Origin of the sequence: Microbacterium timonense (assembly GCF_900292075.1) — a bacterium.
Classification (GTDB): domain Bacteria; phylum Actinomycetota; class Actinomycetes; order Actinomycetales; family Microbacteriaceae; genus Microbacterium; species Microbacterium timonense.
In genome coordinates, this window is record NZ_OLMV01000003.1 from 516,322 (window position 1) to 533,971 (window position 17,650).

Consider the following 17,650-nt stretch of genomic DNA (forward strand, 5'->3'; position numbering starts at 1 on the left):
GGCGCCGAATCGCGTTCGCTTTTGCCGCCGGCGGATCAGCCGATGACGCTCGGCTGCAGGTCCCGCAGCGTGCGGAAGTGCGTCATGCGGGTCACGCCGATCGCCGCGACGATGCCTGCGCCGACGAGCCAGGTCGCCAGCACGGCGAGATCGAGCCACACCCGGTCGACGGTCCCGCCGTACATGACCTGTCGCATGGCGTCGACCACGTAGCCCATCGGCAGCACGTGATGCAACGCCGCGAGCGGTGCCGGCAGCGTCTGCCACGGGAAGGTGCCGCCCGCGGTGACGAGCTGCAACACCATCAGCACGAGACCGAGGAACTGTCCTACGGACCCGAGCCACACGTTCAGCGCGAGCACGATCGCCGCATACGTGGCGCTGGCGAGGAGCAGGATGCCGAGCGTCGCGAGCGGGTGCGCGAACGAGAAGCCGAGCGCCAGGGCGAGCACGCCGAACAGTCCCACCATCTGCACGCCACCCAGGAGCGCGGGCGTGGCCCATCCGGCGAGCGTGATGCGGATCGGCGAATGCAGGGCGGTCACTGCGCGCTTGGAGACCGGCTTGACGATCAGGAAGAGCGCGTAGATGCCGATCCACCCGGCCAGCGCCGCGAAGAAGGGCGCCAGCCCCGCGCCGTAGTTCTGCGCCTGGGTCAGCGATGAGCGCTCGGTCTCGACGGGGGCCGCGAGCGTGTCGGCCTGCGCCTGACGCGTCGCCGCGTCGAACGACGGCAGCTGGGCGGCGCCGGCGGCAAGCCCGTCGCGCAGCTGGGTGGCGCCGTCCTCGAGCCGGGTCAGCCCGGAGTCGAGTGATGCGGCGCCCGTGTGCAGCTGCGACGCGCCGTCGGCGGCCGTCGCCGCTCCGGCCGAGACCGCGGCAGCACCGGCCGCGACTTGGTGGGCACCCTCGTCGAGCTGATCGATCTGCGAGACCGCCCCCTGCACGCGCTGGTCCACCGCCGCGAGCTGCTCGCCGACCGGATCCAGTGCCGTCAGGACCTCGTCGATCTGCGATTGGTCGAGCCCGGCCGCGGCCAGCCGCGCCCCAAGATCGGTGCGCGCCTGCGGCAGGGAGGCGATGGCTCCCGCGGATGCCGCGCCCACCCGGTCGGCGACGGCATCCAGTTGCGCGGTCCCCGCCGCCACCTGGTCGGCGCCGTCGGCGAGCTGCGTGGCACCGTCACGCAGCTGCGCCGTGCCGTCGGCGAGCTGAGCGGCGCCGTCGGTCAACTGCGCCGCGCCGTCACCGGCCTGCGCGAGCCCGTCGGCCAGCTGCGAAGCCCCTGCCGCAGCATCCGTCAGCTGCACGCGGATGGTGTCGAGGGCGTCGAGCATCGTCAGCCCGGCCTCGGCGACCACCTTCCGGGTGACGCTCGCCTGGATGCGCTCGACGGCCTGCGTTCCGATGGTGGAGGCGAGGTAGTTGTTGGCGTCGCTCGTGTGCAGCACGATGTCGGCGGTGCGCGGCTGCGCCGTGGTGATGGACGCGATGGATGCCGTGAAATCGGCCGGCAGTTCGACGGCGAAGTCGTACAAACCCTCGTCCAGCCCCGCATCCGCCTCGGCGGCCGTCGTCCGGTGCCAATCGAAAGAGCCGTCCTCGATGAGCTGCTGCGCCACCTCGTCGCCGAGGTTGCGCTCGGTACCGTTCAGCTCCGCGCCGGTGTCGGCCACGATGAGGGCGACCGGCACCTGGTCGAGCTGGCCGTACGGGTCGCGGTTCGCCCACAGGTAGAGCCCGCCGTAGAGGATGGGCACCGCCATCAGCGCGATGAGGGCGATGAGGGACATGCGGGTCGACGTCAGGCGGCGGAGCTCTGCGAGGACCATCTGCGGGACCTTCATACCCGGCCGCCTCTCGTCCGCGTCGTCATCCGCCGCAGCCGCGGCCCCCGGTTCCCGGTCGTTGAGCGAGCGGATGCGCCTTTCCCGGTCGTTGAGCGAGCGGATGCGCCTTTCCCGGTCGTTGAGCGAGCGGATGCGCCTTTCCCGGTCGTTGAGCGAGCGGAGCGAGACGAAACGCCTCGAGCTTCCCCCACCGCCTTGCGCCCCTCTTCCCGCGCTCGTCCCGCTGCCGGCGAACCACCCAGCGCCGATCGCGACGCCTCCCCGGCGATCACGAGCACCGCGAACCCCCGCTCGGCGAAGTCCCGCGCCGTGCGCCACCACGCGCCCGGCTCACCACCGTGCCGATCCGGCGAGACCAGGACGAGCCCGTCGACGCCCTGCCGCAGCACGGCCAGCTCGCACAGCGCCCGGATGCGCTCGCCAGGCTCGACGTTCGCAACCGGCAGCGACGCGGCATCCGCGAGACGATTCTCGGTGAGCCAGCGGCGCACCGCCAGCGGGTCGGATCGCCGCCCGGCGAACATCAGCTCTTCGGCTGCCACGCCCGCGAGGGTGACGTTCGGCTCGGGCTCGGAGACGTCGGGCGCATCGACGAGCGCGACGCGTCGCCGAAGCATGGAGGCCGAGACCTCGCCGTCGATCAGCACCCGCCCGGTGTCGGGCCGCATGCGTCCCGAGGCGATGAGCCCCAGGACGGTGGGCCGCTGCGCGGTCTCGGCTGTCACGAGGCTGACGCGACCCGACTCGTACGAGGCCGACGTGACCGGCAGGGCGTGTTCCCGGCGACCCTTGCCCGCGGCATCCAGCTCGACCTTCATTCGCTCGCCGCCTCGTCCGCGCCGGTGAGCAGGTCGGGGTGCGCGTCGAGCACGTCAGCCGTCTCGCGCCACGACAGCCCGGCGATGCTGAGGACGGCCCGCACGGCGAGACCCTGCGCGTCGGGCGACGACGCGTCGACCCGGGTGATGACCGTGCGCGCGGTCTCTTCCACGAGACGGGCGAGCGTGGGGGCGGCCACATCGGTCCGGAGCACCTCGCCGTCCTGTCCTTCCCGGACGATCCGGACCACCGCGCGCCGCAGCGGTGCGAGCGCCGCCGCGGTCTCCTCCAGGTGAGCGTCGTCCAGGGCGATGGCGGCCAGCACCTGCACGTGCGCCGCCTCGCGCCAGAGCCGAGCTGCCAGGCGCGCAAGCGCCACGCGCGGGTCGGGGTCGTCGATCCCGGCGGCGACGGCGTTGAACCTCTGCGCTCCCTCAGCGACCAGCTCGCGGATCAGCGCGTCGCGGTCGTCGAAGTGGCCGTAGAGGGCCCGACGCGACAATCCGGCCTGTCGGGCGATCGCGTCCACCGACGCGCGGGGATCATGCGCCAGCGCGACGTGCGCCGCCGCGATGATCCCCGCGCGGTTCTGCAGGGCGTCCCGCCGCGGGCGACGGGCCGCATCAGGTACGGAAGCCATGCCTCCATCGTACGAAGTTGCACAGATGTGTGCAACTTCGTCAGGGTTGTGAATCGTCTCCCTGCATCACCATCTCGCCACCGGTGCCCGAGGGCCGTGCGTCGGCGGCGCCGACGACTCTGGGCTTGCGCAGGAAGAGGGACAGGACGATGCCTGCGGCGCTGAGCGCGGCGCCGACACCGAACGCGGTGTCCACTCCCTGGGCCAGCGCGGCGAGAGGGCTGCTGCTGCCGCTCGCGGTCGCGGCGAGGGTGAAGAGAGTGACGAACAGAGCGGTTCCCGCGGCGCCGGACACCTGCTGAAGGGTGTTGACGATCGCGCTGGCGTGCGGGTACAGCTTGGCTGTGACCGCGCCGAGCGCGGTCGTCATCAACGGCGTCATCATCATCGCGGCGCCGATGCTGAGCACTACGTGCATCGCGATCACCAGCCCCACGGGTGTCTGCGTGCCGAGGGTGGAGAACGCGACCATCGCGGCGGTCACGAGAACTGCCCCAGGGAAGACCAGTGTTCGCGGGCCGACCTTGTCGTACGCCAGGCCGACGAACGGCGCCAGCACACTGGAGATCACGCCCCCGGGCAACAACATGAGGCCGGCGACGTACGCCGGTTCTCCGAGCACCTGCTGGATGTAGAGCGGCAGCAGGATCAGCGAGCCGAACAGCGAGATCGACACGATCACGATGGTGCTGGTCGACATGGTGAAAAGGCGGCCGGCGAACACGCGCACATCCAGCAGTACGCGATCGGTGTCGCGAAGCGCGAGCTGACGCAGCACCAGTCCCAGCAGCGCGATCACGCCCAGTGCGATCGGGATCCACGACGCCAGGCCACCGTCCGGCGCGTGCTGCTCCCCGATTCCGGCAAGCCCGTAAATGAGGCCGGAGAACCCGACCGCCGACAGCAGCACAGACAGAGGATCGAATCGGGCGGCGCCCGTCGGCGTCACGTTGCGCAGCCAGAGGGCACCGGCGACGATCGCGATCGCGGCGATGGGAAGGACGATGATGAACACCCACCGCCAGCCGAGGGAAGACACGATCGCGCCCGCCGCAGTCGGTCCGAGCGCGGGCGCAGCCGCCGTCACGATGGTGACCAGCCCCATCGTGCCCCCGCGGCGTTCCGGCGCGACCAGCTGCATCACGGTCGTGAACAGCAGCGGAAGCATGACGGCGGTGCCGAGCGCCTGCACGATCCGGGCGGCGAGAAGCACCTCGAAGACGGAGGCGGATGCGGCGATCGCGGTGCCCAGCGCGAACAGGCCCATCGCGGTGAAGAAGTTCCGCCGCAGGGAGTGGCGCTGCAGCAGCACGCCGGTCACCGGAATCACCACCGCCATCGTCAGCATGAACGCCGTCGTGAGCCACTGAGCCGACGCGGCTGAGACGTCGAAATCCGCCATGACCTCAGGAATGGAGACACCCATCGCCGTCTCGTTGAGGACGACGACGAACGCCGACACCAGAAGAACCGCGATTGCGCGGCCGGTGCGCAAGGGCGGAGCCTTTGCGGCGATGGGAGCGGGAGTGGTGACCATGTCTCTCCTTGGAACTAAGCGTTGTATCGGTACTGAGTACCGCTTCGGTACGACGTGCTAACCTAACCCGGTGAGCTCGCATTCCGCAACCCCGGCGCGACCGCCAGACCTGCGAGAACGGCGTCGGCGGGAGTTGGCGCGCGTCATCGCCGCCACTGCTGTCGACCTGTTCGAGCGCGACGGCTTTTCAACGACGACGATCGACGACATCGCCGCGGCCGCCGGCATCTCGCGAACTACGTTCTTCCGGCACTGCGCCACCAAGGAAGCCGCCGTCCTCGTGGACGATGCCGGCCTGGAGGCGGAGCTGATCGACGCGGCGGAGAGGATCTCCGACCCGCACCCGCTGCAGCAGCTGCAGACTTCGTGGGAGACGATGACGGAAGTGTTCGATGGCGATCCGGAAGGCCGCGAGCGGTTCCTTCGGGTGCGGCGTCTGATGCGAGACAATCCCCCTCTGCTGGCGGCGGGTCTCGAACGCGATGCGCGCCTCACTCAGCACATCGCGGCCGCCCTCAGCGGCCGCCCCGGACTCGACACGCTGGACGCTCACGCCGTTGCCGAGAGCTTCGCTCTCGGGATGCGCCTCACTTTCGACGAGTGGGTTCGCCGCGCCGACCAAACCCCGATGTCGTCGCCGCCGGCGTTGAAGGACGTCTATCGGCGTGTTCTGACCGCCCTGGCCCGCGCGAACGGGACGAACGCGTGATGGCAGCGGAGTTCGACAGAGCGTTCTGGGAGAATCACTGGACGGCTGCTCGAGGTCACGACGCGCCTCCGGCCCACCCGGCGCTGAGTGCGGAGCTCGCCCACGCGCGCCCGGGAACGGCGCTGGACGCCGGCAGCGGCGAAGGTGCCGAGGCCGCCTGGCTCGCCGACCATGGGTGGGACGTCACCGCAGTGGACCTTTCCGCGCACGCCGTCCTCCGTGCCGCGAGCCGTCCGGATGCGGGCTCAGGCGTCGTGCGGTGGGTTCAGGCGGATCTGACCGAGTGGGAGCCCGGCCATCTATTCGACCTCGTGACGACGTTCTACGCGCACCCGGCGATGCCCCAGGACGCCTTCTACAAGCGGATCAGCGGATGGGTCGCGCCCGGCGGGACGCTCCTGATCGTCGGCCATCATCAAGCTGACGCGCACAGTCGCGGCGGCCATCGCCATCCGGCCAACGCGGTGACGCGACCGGAGCAGGTGCGAGCGAGTCTCGACCCGGCGGAGTGGGCCGTCCGCACCGCCGAAGTTCGCGAACGGACCGTGACCACGCCCGGCGGCACCCGCAGGTCACTGCACGACGTCATCGTCCGCGCGGAGAGGGTCCGCACGGCGGACGGGCTTGCTCATCGTCGCTGAACGCCTCGGGGACGCCGCGCGCCACCATGACGCGTTGCCGGAGCGCAGCGGCCCTGTCGTGCTCAGTCCGTCGCGAGCACGTTGAGCAGCGTGGTCGACACACCCTCGCAGCTGCCCGGCGACGGCAGCCCGTAGTCGGTGGTCAGCACGTTCTGCAGGCCGGCGGCGAGCTCGGCGCTCGAGGCGCCGGACGAGGCGGCGTCGATGATCGGCTGGATGAGGTCGTCGTACTCATCGACGGGTCCGTTGTCCGCGCCGTCACGCACTCCGATCGGGTCCCATTCGTTGAGCACCGCCCGCACGCGCAGCTCGGTCTCGGTCAACTGGCTGGGGCTGTTCCCGATCCTCATCATGTCGTCAGTGTTCCGGCGTCACCTGGACAGAAGCTGGCCGGGTCATCCACAGCGCCTCACAGTCGGCTCCCACGCGGGGACGCGGGAGGGACGTCACGCACCCGTCGCGATCGAGGGGCGGCCCGCGACGATCAGTCGGTGCCGGCGTCGAACGCCGCGGCCTCGGAAGCGGCATCCGTCGCCTCGGCGAGCTCTTCCTCCGCGGCGGTGAACTCCTCGGCGCGCTCGGTGATCTCGCCGGCCTCGCCCTGTGTCAGGTGCCCGACGAGTTCGCCGGTCGCACCACCGATGAGCCCCTGCGACGCGTAGTACTCCAGGCGCACGCGCGAGTCGGCGATGTCGAGATTGCGCATCGTGAGCTGGCCGATGCGGTCGGTGGGGCCGAATGCGGCGTCGCCGACGCGCTCCATCGACAGCTTGTCGGGGTGGTACGACAGGCGCGGGGCGGTGGTGTCGAGGATCGTGTAGTCCTCGCCGCGCCGCAGCCGCAGCGTCACGGAACCGGTGATCGTCGAACCCACCCACTTCTGGATCGACTCGCGCAGCATGAGCGACTGCGGCTCGAGCCAGCGGCCTTCGTACATCAGGCGGCCCAGGCGGCGACCCTGCTCGTGGTACGTGGCGAGGGTGTCTTCGTTCAGGATGCCGTTGACCAGGCGCTCGTACGCGATGAACAGCAGCGCCATGCCCGGCGCCTCGTAGATGCCGCGCGACTTCGCCTCAATGATGCGGTTCTCGATCTGGTCGCTCATGCCCAGGCCATGGCGGCCGCCGACGCGGTTCGCCTCGAAGACGAGCTCGACCGGATCGGCGAACTCGACGCCGTTGAGCGCCACCGGGCGGCCGGCCTCGAAGGTGACGGTGACGTCCTCGGTCTCGATCTCGACGGCAGGATCCCAGAACCGCACGCCCATGATGGGCTCGACGGTCTCGAGAGAGACGTTCAGGTGCTCCAGGGTCTTCGCCTCGTGGGTCGCGCCCCAGATGTTCGCGTCGGTGGAGTACGCCTTCTCCGCGGAGTCGCGGTACGGGAACCCGTGCTCGACGAGCCACTCACTCATCTCTTTGCGGCCGCCGAGCTCCGTCACGAAATCGGCGTCGAGCCACGGCTTGTAGATGCGCAGCGCCGGGTTGGCGAGCAGGCCGTAGCGATAGAACCGCTCGATGTCGTTGCCCTTATAGGTGGAACCGTCGCCCCAGATGTCGACGCCGTCCTCCTTCATGGCGCGCACCAGCAGCGTGCCGGTCACCGCGCGGCCGATCGGGGTGGTGTTGAAGTACGTGCGCCCGCCCGAGCGGATGTGGAACGCGCCGCACGCGAGAGCGCCGAAGCCCTCCTCGACGAGCGCCGGCTTGCAATCGACCAGACGCGAGATCTCGGCGCCGTAGGTCAGTGCGCGGTCCGGGATCGCGGCGATGTCGTCCTCATCGGGCTGACCGAGGTCGCCGGTGTAGGTGCACGGGATCGCACCCTTGTCGCGCATCCACGCAACGGCGACGGAGGTGTCAAGGCCCCCCGAGAAGGCGATGCCGACGCGCTCGCCGACGGGCAGGGACTGGAGGACCTTCGACATAGCTCCCCAGTTTAGTGAGCGCCGCCGGGGCTTCCCGGCGTGATGTCGGGGCCGCGAGCGCCGTGGGTGGGCGCGGGCCGTCCCGTGTCAGGCCGTGGCGGCGGTGTCGGTGGCGGTGACGGATGCCGCGGCATCCGGTATCCACCCTCGCCGGCGTCCGACCCACACCACGAGCAGCCCGACGGCGAGGATCGCCACGGCGATGCCCACGACGTAGACCAGCACCGACCCCCAGCCGCCCGGAGCGTTCGGGTTCAGGAACGGATAGGGGTACCAGAACGGCTCGCCGCTCACCGGGTTCGTGACGAGCGGGCCGCGGAGCATCGTGTAGATCACCCAGACGATCGGGAACGCGACGACGGCCCAGAGCGCCCGCCACGGCAGCGCGCGGCGCAGCGGACCGACGAAGACGTCGACGAGCAGGAAGAGCGGTCCGATCAGGTGCAGCACCTCGTTGGACCACCACACCGGCTCGCTCCCCTGCGGCAGCTGGATGCTGCGCAGCAGCAGGTTGTAGACGATGCCCGTGATCACCATGTAGGTGCTCACGCACGCGAGCGCCACCGCGAGGCCCGCGGGCTCGGCATCCTTTCCGCGCCCCCGTGTCACGAACCAGACCGCCGCCGACAGCAGTACGACCGCTGCGGCGGTGTTGGAGAGGATGGTGAAGAAGCTGAAGAAGTTGGCGATCGTGGTGGCGAGGTCACGGTCGAGCTCGATCGCCGTCCCGATCGACGCGGCCAGCTGGCGGATGATCGCCGCGGCAAGGAGCACCGCCATCGCGGCGCGCGCCGCGTACCAGACCCGCGTCCACGTCGGGGAGCCCATGCGGTCACCCTAGCGGCGGGCGGCCGTCGAGCGTCGGCTTGTGGCCCTGGCGCGCCGCGTTCGGCCGGGGTGGTCGGTTCGCTGGGGGCACCATCGCGCGCTGTCGTCTTGCGCTTCGGGTGTCGCGACACGCGGTGTCGTGGCGGGCGTTGCCGCGTGTTGTGACACCTGAACGCCGGGCTCGTCAGGTGGATGCCGCGGATCCGGGCGCGACGAGCTCGGCGACGTCGGCGCCGGCGCGCAGCAGGGCGAGCCAGCGGGATGCGATGTCGTCGAGACGGGTCTGCAGCGCTTCGCGCGCGACGCGTGAGTCGCTCAGACCGCGCAGGGACTCCATCGCGGCCCGGACGTCGGGCACGCGGTACCCCGCGGCGCGCAGCGCGGCGATGATGCGGGCCTGGCGCACCACTTCGGGCGGGTAGTGGCGGACGTGGAGGTGGGTGATCCGCTCCGGGAAAAGCAGTCCTTCCTGCTCCCAGAACCGGAGGGTCGACGAGCGCACACCGAGCGCCGTCGCCAGCTCGGTGATCCCCATCGCGTCATCGGGAGCCGGCGTCGCTTCGCCGGCGGCTTCTCGCGAGATGGCGTCGAGTGCTCGCAGAGCGGCGAGGGTGTCGTCGCGCGCGCGGGCCAGACCGACGTGCAGGGCGCCGACCCGCGCGAGCGCCTCATCTGCCGGCAAGGTGCGAGCGTCGCGGAGGGTGGCGCGCGCTTGCACGGGGCCCACTGCCGCGGCCAGCGCCCGGTAAGCACGCAGCGCCAGCACGTGCTCGGCGCCGAACGACCGGTAGCCGTTCGCCCGCCGGGTCGCCGGGGGGATGACCCCCAGCTGCTCGAGGTCGCGTACCTGCTGAACCGAGTACCCGGCCAGTCGTGCAACGGCGGCGGTCGAGTAGGGCGGTGAGGCCTCTGCTCCGGCCATGCGGCAACCACCCTCCATAAGCACTTGAAGGTCACACTCGAACCATGACGAGTATGGAACAGATCGTGACGATGCTGCGTGGTCTGCCCGGAGTGCTGGAGCTCGCGCCGGAGCGGGGCAGCGAGTTCCCTGAGATCGCCTGGGGCGACCACTTCTTCTACTTCTCGCCCGACGGGACCGTGCCGAACAACCGGCAGCCGTACGCCACGATCGTCACCAAGGACTACCCCGACGATGTCCTGTCTCGATTGGAGGCGCCCGACCGGTGGCGCGTCAACATCCACGTGGGTGGGGCGCGATTCGAGGCGCTCCTCGGGTTTCCGCCCGGCGCGGCTCACCTCGACGACCGCGACTTCAGCGAGGTCGACGTCATCCTGCCGCACCCCCTGTACGCCGCCCAAGGGTGGGTCGCAGTCGTCAATCCCGGCCCGCGCACCAAGCCGCGCGTACTCGAGGAGCTGCGCCTCGCCCACCAGGCCGACCGCCGCCGGGTCGAGCGCCGCGCCCGCTGACCGAGCTTCGGGTGTCGCGACACGCCGTGTCGGGCGCGGGGTAACCGCGTGTCGCGACACCTGAACGCCGGGTCAGCCGAGCAGCGGGCCCGGCGTGCGCACGCGACCTTGCGCCGGAACCCCGCCCCGCGCGGACGTCGTGCGATCAATGAGCTGCGCGACCGACGACTTCGCCGTTGCGGGGAACGTGACCACCGAACCGCATCGGCACGGCGCGTGCGCGGGCGATGTGCGGGTCGTCGATCGCCTGCACATGCAGGTGCGGTTCGGTGCTGTTGCCCGAGTTGCCGCAACGCGCCACGGCGTCGTGAGGAGCGACGCGATCCCCGGGTTTCACGGTGATGCTTCCCCGCTGCAAGTGACAGAGCGCGACGAAGACGCCAGCGGACTCAAGGAGGATATGGTTGCCGGCCAGGTTCGACCAGCCTCGCTCGGCTCGGCGTCGCTGAGTGAGCGCGTACCCGAGCGAGGGGAACCCGCGGTACGCGGGATGGTCAGGATGCCCGTCGCCGACAGCGACGACGACGCCCTCTGCCGGCGCGAGCACAGGGCGCCCGAAGCCCGTGAAGCGCTGCGGCGCTTCGGGCCGCAGCAGCGAGGCGACCGAGAACGCCGCACTGCGCCCGCTTGCGTCGACCGGCACGAAGTCGATGGCGTACGACGAGGCGAAGAGGCGAGTGCCGTGACTCGGCACGCGATTCGCGGGACTGTTCCGGACGATCCAAGGGCCCGCGAAGGGGTACTCGAGATCCATGACGGCGACCATGCGGCATCCCTCCGGCTCTCGACGTCGTGATCGTCGCATCGCGGCGCCCGCCGCTGCAAGCGGCCGGGCCCGGCGTCGCCGAGCGGGCCGCGGATGCACCCCCCCGACATGCCGGTGCCCCCGTGCCGTTCAGGTGTCGCGACACGCGGTATCGCGCGCGGGGTAGCCGCGTGTCGTGACACCTGAACGGCCGGTGATCGATCGACGTGCATCGCCATCCGGCCCGGAGGGCGCGAGAGGGCACCGGATAGGATGGGGTGTAACCGTCCGATAACGGGGGAGTAGCCCATGCCAGGCATCGTGATCGTCGGAGTCCAGTGGGGAGACGAGGGCAAGGGCAAGGCCACCGACCTCCTCGGCGAGCGCACCGACTGGGTGGTCAAGTTCAACGGCGGGAACAACGCCGGCCACACCGTGGTGATCGGCGACGAGAAGTATGCGCTGCATCTGCTGCCCTCCGGCATCCTCTCTCCGGGCGTGAACGCCGTCATCGGCAACGGAGTGGTGGTCGACCTCGAGGTGCTGTTCGCCGAGCTCGAGGCGCTGCACGCGCGCGGCGTCGACACATCGCGACTGCGGGTGAGCGCGAACGCGCACCTCATCACGCACTACCACCGCACCCTCGACAAGGTCACCGAGCGCTTCCTCGGCAAGCGCCAGATCGGTACCACCGGCCGCGGCATCGGCCCGGCCTACGCCGACAAGATCAACCGCGTCGGGATCCGCGTGCAGGACCTGTTCGACGAGAACATCCTGCGCCAGAAGGTCGAGGGGGCCCTCGACCAGAAGAACCACCTGCTGGTGAAGGTCTTCAACCGCCGCGCGATCACGTGCGACGAGATCGTCGAGGACCTCCTGTCGTACGCCGACCGGCTGCGGCCGCTCGTGGCGGACACCGCGCTCCTGCTGAACGACGCGCTCGACGCGGGCGACGTCGTGGTCTTCGAAGGCGGACAGGCGACGATGCTCGACGTCGACCACGGCACGTATCCGTTCGTCACGTCATCGTCGGCGACCGCCGGCGGGGCAGCCACCGGGTCCGGGGTCGGCCCCAACCGGCTCGACCGCATCGTCGGCATCGTCAAGGCGTACACCACGCGGGTCGGTTCGGGCCCGTTCCCGACGGAGCTCTTCGACGAGCAGGGCGAGTGGCTGCGCTCGCGCGGCTTCGAATTCGGCACCACGACGGGGCGTCCGCGTCGCGTCGGCTGGTACGACGCGCCCATCACGCGCTACGCCACCCGCATCAACGGCATCACCGACCTCGTGCTGACCAAGCTCGACATCCTCACCGGGCTCGACGAGATCCCGGTGTGCGTCGCGTACGACGTCGACGGCGAGCGGTTCGACGAGGTGCCCGTCAACCAGTCGGACTTCCACCACGCCCGGCCCATCCTCGAGTACTTCCCCGGCTGGAAGCAGGACATCTCGGGCGCGCGCACGTTCGACGAGCTCCCCGTCGAGGCGCAGAACTACGTCCTCGCGCTCGAGCAGATGAGCGGCACCCGCATCTCGGTGATCGGCGTCGGTGCGGCGCGTGACGCGGTGATCGTGCGCCACGACCTCGTCGACTGATGGCGTTTCGTCTCGGTCGCTTCGCTCCCTCGCTCAACGACCGGGGTGGCCGGCGCGTCGCTCGCTCGCTCAACGACCGGGGTGGGCGGCAGTTCGCTTCCTCGCTCAACGACCGGGGTGGCCGGCGGTTCGCTTCCTCGCTCGACGACCGGGGTGGCCGGCGGTTCGCTTCCTCGCTCAACGACCGGGGTGGCCGGCGGTTCGCTCCTTCGCTCAACGAACGCCGAGCATCCCGGTCGTTGAGCGAGCGCAGCGAGACGAAACGCCATGACGGGGGTGGAGTCCGATGAGGTTCTGGCTGGGCGGCTACACCGCCGATATGGACGGCAACGCGACCGGACTCGGGATGCTGCTCGCCGGCGCCGCCGACGAGGCCTCGGCGGGCGGCCCGCTGGCGTTCGCCGGTGAGGTCGCCACCACGGACTCCCCCTCGTGGCTGACGGCCCACCCCGGGTCGGCGAGCCTCGCATCGGGCGACGTGGTCTACGCCGCGCTGGAGAACAGCGGGCAGGTTCAGGCGTTCCGCCGCACCGGTGAGGCCTCGTTCGTACCCCTCGGCGAGCCGGTCGCCGCGGGCGAAGCGGTGTGCCATGTGGCCGTGGCACCCGACGGCACGTTCCTCGTCGCGAGCTGCTGGGGTGACGGGCGCGTGGTCCGCATGGACCTGGATGCCGCGGGCCGGCCGTCGACGCCGGTCCTGGCTCCGTCCGCCGCCGATCCCCATGGGCCCGACGCGGGCGGCCAGCGCGCGGGGGGAGCGGTCGCGCTGGATGGGCTCGCCGCGGCCGCGCGAGCGCTGCGCGAAGCCGCCGGCCCCGAGTACGCGCACCTTGTGCCCGGCCACGATCTCGAGGAAGCCGCATCCGCCGACGAGACCACGACCTCCGCGGAGGGGCCGGACGCCCGACCGTCGCGCGCGCACCAGGCGGTCTTCCTTCCCGGTGGCCTGATCGCGACGACCGACCTGGGACTGGACCTCGTACGGTTCTGGCGCGATGGCGGCACCGGTCTCAGGCCGGTGCAGGACGTGGCCCTGCCGAAGGGCAGCGGGCCCCGCCATATGGTGTGGCATCCGAGCGGCCACCTCTATGTCGTCACCGAACTGTCGTGCGAGCTGTTCGTGCTCGCGGCCTCAGCCCCGGCGAGCGGGTCGGGCCCGGCGACGTGGCGCGTGGTCTCGGGGACGCCGCTGGGCGCCGGTACGCTTCCCGGTGACAGCGGCGCCGAACTCGCCCCCTCGCGCGACGGCGAGTTCCTCTACGCCGGCGTCCGGGGCAGCAACACGATCGCCACCCTGCGCGTGCGTGGAGCAGGCGAATCCATCACACCGGTCGCCCTCGTCGACGCCGGTGTCGACTGGCCCCGGCACCATCTCGTGGTCCGCGACATCGTGCTCGTCGCGGGGCAGCGGTCCGACGAAGTGGCATCGCTCACGCTCGACGTGCGCACCGGCGTGCCGGGTCGCGTGCGTCACCGCGCGGCGACCCCATCGCCCACCTGCCTGCTGCCCGCGCGCTGAGCCGCGGCCGGTCGAAGGCTTCGCCGGTCGGGAAGCCAGGCACGAGCCGTCGAGAGATCCCCGGGTCGGTCCGGGCGGCCGCGTCCGGTTGGATAGCCTGTTCGGGGGGTATTGGCGGGAATGAGCTCGAACACGACGCTGAGCGGCGCAGCTCGGAACCGTCTGTTCGCGTTCAACGCCTTCGTCTGGGTCTTCGGGCTCGTCGCGCTCATCGTCATCGCGGTCACCGTGCTGACCGAGGTCGGTGACGACGTGTCGATCCCCGACGAGTACGCGTACGAGCCGTGGCTCAATCCCACGCCGATCCTCGCCGACGACGAAGGCGGCGGAGTCTACAGCGGGGTCGATGGCGCGATGATCCCGCTGCAGGGACTCGACCCGGCCCAGCCGCTGCTGATCACCGAGCTCGACGACACGTACGTCGGCGGGGTCAGCGTCACCGGGCCCGACGGCGAGATCGTGGTGAGCGGCCGCTACGACGGACCGGTCGAGTTCGACTCGTACCTGGCGACCGACGGCCAATGGGTCATCGTGCCGCAGTCCGACGTGGAGCTGTGGATCGACGGCTTCAGCGACGAGCGGTGGCGCCTGCGCATCAGCACCCCGGCGCTCGAGCACAAGTCGGGCACCGTGAGCGGCTTCGGGCCGGCCGCGTTCGTGCTGGACGGCGATGCCACCACCGCCCGCGTCAGCACGCGCGGCGAGGGAGGGGTGACCATCGAGGCGGTCACCCGGACCGGCATCACCGAGGTCTTCAGCGAGTACGACCCCACCGACCGCTCGATCGCCTGGGACGACAGCGAGCTCGTGGTCTTCGTGGTGGATGCCTGGGACGACGCGGGCTGGAGCATCGCCTTCGCCGACACCGCGGCATCCCCGGCGCCCGCCGCGTCGCCCGAGACCACCCTCGGCCCCGGCGTCGCCGAGCCGACGGCAGAGGTGCCGTGATGGCGGGGGTCGAGCGCATCCGGCGCTTCTCGGCGCTGACGTGGATCTTCGGCACGATCATCATCGCGGTGATCGCCTTCCTGGTGTTCCCGCAGGTGGTGGTCAACCCGCGCACCGGTGATGTCTACGTCGGTGACCCTGCCGAGGGGGAGGACGACTGGCCCTGGCTCGTCGACGACCCGCAGGAGTACCGGATCGTCGACGGGATGCTGCGCGGCACCGCCGAGGGCGGGTTCCTCCGGCTCGAGGGCGACGCCGAGATGCTGATGTTCGAAAACGCCGAGGGCGTCGACAAAGCGGACTGGGTCTCGGTGTACCAGCAGCAGGGCGTGGAGTTCGACGTCGACTCCGAGGCCTGGCAGTACCCCGGCTACCTCGGCTCGCTGTACGCGGACGGCCAGGTGCTGGTGCTGCCCGGTGCGCAGGACGGCCTGCTGTGGTTCGGCCCGTCACTGACCGACTGGACCGCCACCGTCACCACGCCGGAAGTGCGGCCGATGGGCGAGACCGTCACCGGCCAGGGCAACGCCGTGCTCCTGTACGAGGGCGAAGCGCTCAGCGGCCGGTTCCAGCACACCGGCAGCGGACTGTTCGCCGTGTCGGCCGTCACGGTGGGCGGGTGGGACCTGCTCGTCAACGACGCCGACGACGTCGACGTCCGCGCGTCGTGGAAGCCGACGGACCGCGTCGTCTTCCAGGTCGAGTCCGACACCGGCGACGGCACGTGGACGATCGCGCTGGACACGCCGGCGGCCGACCCCACCCCCACGACCATCCCGACACCCACGCCGACGCCATGACGCGGCATCCCACCCGGAAGGAGCTGACGTGACGTTCGCCGACACGCTCACCGAGGCGTTCAAGGCGCGCCTGCCGCTGCTGTACATCGAGACCGGTGAAGAGGTGCGCGCCATCAGCGCGATCTCCGACGCGGCCGCGACCCAGCGTCATCCGCGTGCACTGTGGACCTGGACCGCGGCGCTCGGGCTCATCGGCCCCGACGGCAAGTCCGTCGCCAACACGGTGAACCCCGCCCGTGCGCTCCAGCACATCGCGGGCGTCGACACTCCGAGCGTCTTCGTGTTCTGCGACCTGCACGCCTACTTCGGCGGCGAGCACCGCGCCGGAGACCCCGCCCTCGTGCGCACCGTGCGCGAGACGGCTCTGGAGTTCCGCCACGGAGACGTCTCGCGCACCCTCGTCATCACCGCGCCCGTGCGCGTGATCCCGCCCGAGCTCGAAGAGGTCACGCATCTGCTCGACTTCCCGCTGCCCACGGCGGCCGAGATTCGCGAGCTGCTCGAGACGATGATCGAGAACAACGCGTCCGGCGACGGACGGATCCGAGTGGATGCCGACGACACCGCCCGCGATCAGCTCGTGCACGCGGCCCTCGGCCTGTCGATGGCTGAGGCCGAGAACGCGTTCGCGCGCGCGATGGTGAACGACGGGCGCCTGTCGGCACAGGATGTCGCGGTGGTGCTGGACGAGAAGCGCCAGGTGGTGCGCAAGTCGGGCGTGCTGGAGTTCGTGCAGGCCGAGATCGACCTCGACGACGTCGGAGGCCTGAACAACCTCAAGCGCTGGCTGTCGCGTCGCGACGGCGCCTGGCTCGGCAGCGCCCGCGAGTACGGCCTGCCTGCGCCGAAGGGCGTGCTGATCACCGGCGTGCCCGGATGTGGAAAGTCGCTCACGGCGAAAGCCACCGCGGCATCGTGGGGCCTGCCCCTGCTGCGACTGGACATCGGGCGCATCTTCTCGGGCCTCGTCGGCTCCAGCGAGCAGAACCTGCGCACCGCGATCGCCACGGCCGAGGCGGTCGCACCGTGCGTGCTGTGGGTCGACGAGATCGAGAAGGGCTTCTCGAACACGACAGGACAGGGAGATTCGGGCACGACCGCCCGGGTCTTCGGCACTTTCCTCACCTGGATGCAGGAGAAGCGGCATCCGGTCTTCGTCGTCGCGACGGCGAACAACATCGACGCGCTGCCGCCGGAGTTCCTGCGCAAGGGGCGCTTCGACGAGATCTTCTTCGTGGATCTGCCCACCGCGCACGAGCGCGAGGCCATCTGGCGCCTCCAGCTGCGCTCGCGTGCGACCGACGCCAACGGGCTCGGGGCGGTCGCCTCGGACGACGCGGCGGTGGCCGCACTCGTCGCGGCCAGTGAGAACCACTCCGGCGCCGAGATCGAGCAGTCCGTCGTCTCGGCGCTGTACGAGGGATTCGCGGTCGGCGGCGAGGTCACGACCGAGGTTGTGCGACAGGTGGTCGATACGATGATCCCGCTGGCGGTGACCCAGGCCGAGGAGGTGCAGCGCATCCGCGCGTGGGCGACCGAGCGGGCCGTGCGCGCGACCGGCGCCGAGGATCTGGATGCCGCCGAGCTCACCGGTGCGGTCACCGAAGGCGCTCTGTCGTCACGGCGCGGCGGACGCACGGTGGACTACTGAGACGGA

General features: G+C 70.7%; 17 protein-coding genes. 8 read left to right on the forward strand and 9 right to left on the reverse strand.

All coding sequences use genetic code 11. From position 1 onward, the window contains the following. Nucleotides 1-35: 35 nt before the first annotated feature. From C9992_RS11670 to C9992_RS11685, 4 genes are read right to left on the reverse strand one after another with little or no spacing between them, the layout of a single operon-like run. The gene (locus tag C9992_RS11670; RefSeq protein ID WP_106815745.1) at nucleotides 36-1,847 is read right to left on the reverse strand and encodes a YhgE/Pip domain-containing protein; all 1,812 of its coding nucleotides are present in this window, start codon (nucleotides 1,845-1,847) and stop codon (nucleotides 36-38) included. Beyond that, nucleotides 1,844-2,668 carry a hypothetical protein gene (locus C9992_RS11675; RefSeq protein ID WP_200826300.1) on the reverse strand — a complete coding sequence of 275 codons (825 nt, stop codon included), beginning with the start codon at nucleotides 2,666-2,668 and terminating at the stop codon, nucleotides 1,844-1,846. Before C9992_RS11675 ends, C9992_RS11670 begins: the two co-directional genes overlap by 4 nt. Beyond that, the gene (locus tag C9992_RS11680) at nucleotides 2,665-3,309 is read right to left on the reverse strand and encodes a TetR/AcrR family transcriptional regulator (RefSeq protein WP_106815746.1); all 645 of its coding nucleotides are present in this window, start codon (nucleotides 3,307-3,309) and stop codon (nucleotides 2,665-2,667) included. Before C9992_RS11680 ends, C9992_RS11675 begins: the two co-directional genes overlap by 4 nt. A gap of 40 nt (nucleotides 3,310-3,349) precedes the next feature. Continuing rightward, nucleotides 3,350-4,846 (reverse strand): DHA2 family efflux MFS transporter permease subunit, encoded by a 1,497-nt coding sequence (locus C9992_RS11685; RefSeq protein WP_106815747.1) that lies wholly within the window; start codon nucleotides 4,844-4,846, stop codon nucleotides 3,350-3,352. Between the two features lie 70 nt (nucleotides 4,847-4,916). Between C9992_RS11685 and C9992_RS11690 the strand changes: the two genes are divergently transcribed. Together C9992_RS11690 and C9992_RS11695 are read left to right on the forward strand one after the other, a co-directional pair. Then, entirely contained in the window at nucleotides 4,917-5,555 is a 639-nt protein-coding gene (locus C9992_RS11690) for a TetR/AcrR family transcriptional regulator (protein WP_200826301.1), read from the forward strand. Continuing rightward, nucleotides 5,555-6,196: a class I SAM-dependent methyltransferase gene (locus C9992_RS11695; RefSeq protein ID WP_106815748.1), complete on the forward strand. Its 642-nt coding sequence runs from the start codon at nucleotides 5,555-5,557 to the stop codon at nucleotides 6,194-6,196. The genes C9992_RS11690 and C9992_RS11695 overlap by 1 nt, the downstream gene beginning before the upstream one ends. Nucleotides 6,197-6,258: 62 nt before the next feature. Here C9992_RS11695 and C9992_RS11700 read toward each other — a convergent pair whose 3' ends face one another. The 4 genes from C9992_RS11700 to C9992_RS11715 form a co-directional block, all read right to left on the reverse strand. Continuing rightward, complete coding sequence (locus C9992_RS11700; protein WP_200826302.1) at nucleotides 6,259-6,549, reverse strand: hypothetical protein; 291 nt, start codon at nucleotides 6,547-6,549, stop codon at nucleotides 6,259-6,261. A 131-nt stretch (nucleotides 6,550-6,680) separates the two neighbouring features. Then, a complete protein-coding gene (gene argG, locus C9992_RS11705; RefSeq protein WP_106815749.1) occupies nucleotides 6,681-8,123 on the reverse strand; it encodes an argininosuccinate synthase in 1,443 nt (480 codons plus the stop codon). Nucleotides 8,124-8,210: 87 nt separating this feature from the next. Beyond that, a complete protein-coding gene (locus tag C9992_RS11710; RefSeq protein WP_106815750.1) occupies nucleotides 8,211-8,951 on the reverse strand; it encodes a Pr6Pr family membrane protein in 741 nt (246 codons plus the stop codon). 184 nt (nucleotides 8,952-9,135) lie between these two features. After that, nucleotides 9,136-9,873 (reverse strand): MerR family transcriptional regulator, encoded by a 738-nt coding sequence (locus C9992_RS11715; protein ID WP_106815751.1) that lies wholly within the window; start codon nucleotides 9,871-9,873, stop codon nucleotides 9,136-9,138. A 44-nt stretch (nucleotides 9,874-9,917) separates the two neighbouring features. Between C9992_RS11715 and C9992_RS11720 the strand changes: the two genes are divergently transcribed. Continuing rightward, nucleotides 9,918-10,385, forward strand: a complete 468-nt coding sequence (locus C9992_RS11720; protein ID WP_106815752.1) for a DUF6194 family protein — start codon at nucleotides 9,918-9,920, stop codon at nucleotides 10,383-10,385. Between the two features lie 145 nt (nucleotides 10,386-10,530). On the opposite strand, the gene C9992_RS11725 is transcribed toward C9992_RS11720, so the two are convergent. Continuing rightward, the gene (locus C9992_RS11725) at nucleotides 10,531-11,151 is read right to left on the reverse strand and encodes a M23 family metallopeptidase (RefSeq protein WP_106815753.1); all 621 of its coding nucleotides are present in this window, start codon (nucleotides 11,149-11,151) and stop codon (nucleotides 10,531-10,533) included. A 288-nt stretch (nucleotides 11,152-11,439) separates the two neighbouring features. Here C9992_RS11725 and C9992_RS11730 point away from each other — a divergent pair, with 288 nt between their 5' ends. The 5 genes from C9992_RS11730 (at nucleotide 11,440) to C9992_RS11750 (ending at nucleotide 17,644) form a co-directional block, all read left to right on the forward strand. Next, nucleotides 11,440-12,726, forward strand: coding sequence for an adenylosuccinate synthase (locus C9992_RS11730; protein WP_106815754.1), 1,287 nt, complete (start codon nucleotides 11,440-11,442; stop codon nucleotides 12,724-12,726). Between the two features lie 286 nt (nucleotides 12,727-13,012). Then, the gene (locus C9992_RS11735) at nucleotides 13,013-14,245 is read left to right on the forward strand and encodes a lactonase family protein (protein WP_106815755.1); all 1,233 of its coding nucleotides are present in this window, start codon (nucleotides 13,013-13,015) and stop codon (nucleotides 14,243-14,245) included. A gap of 120 nt (nucleotides 14,246-14,365) precedes the next feature. After that, nucleotides 14,366-15,193 carry a hypothetical protein gene (locus C9992_RS11740; protein WP_106815756.1) on the forward strand — a complete coding sequence of 276 codons (828 nt, stop codon included), beginning with the start codon at nucleotides 14,366-14,368 and terminating at the stop codon, nucleotides 15,191-15,193. After that, the gene (locus C9992_RS11745; RefSeq protein ID WP_106815757.1) at nucleotides 15,193-15,993 is read left to right on the forward strand and encodes a hypothetical protein; all 801 of its coding nucleotides are present in this window, start codon (nucleotides 15,193-15,195) and stop codon (nucleotides 15,991-15,993) included. The genes C9992_RS11740 and C9992_RS11745 overlap by 1 nt, the downstream gene beginning before the upstream one ends. A gap of 28 nt (nucleotides 15,994-16,021) precedes the next feature. Continuing rightward, complete coding sequence (locus C9992_RS11750; RefSeq protein WP_106815758.1) at nucleotides 16,022-17,644, forward strand: AAA family ATPase; 1,623 nt, start codon at nucleotides 16,022-16,024, stop codon at nucleotides 17,642-17,644. The last annotated feature ends 6 nt before the right edge of the window (nucleotides 17,645-17,650 follow it).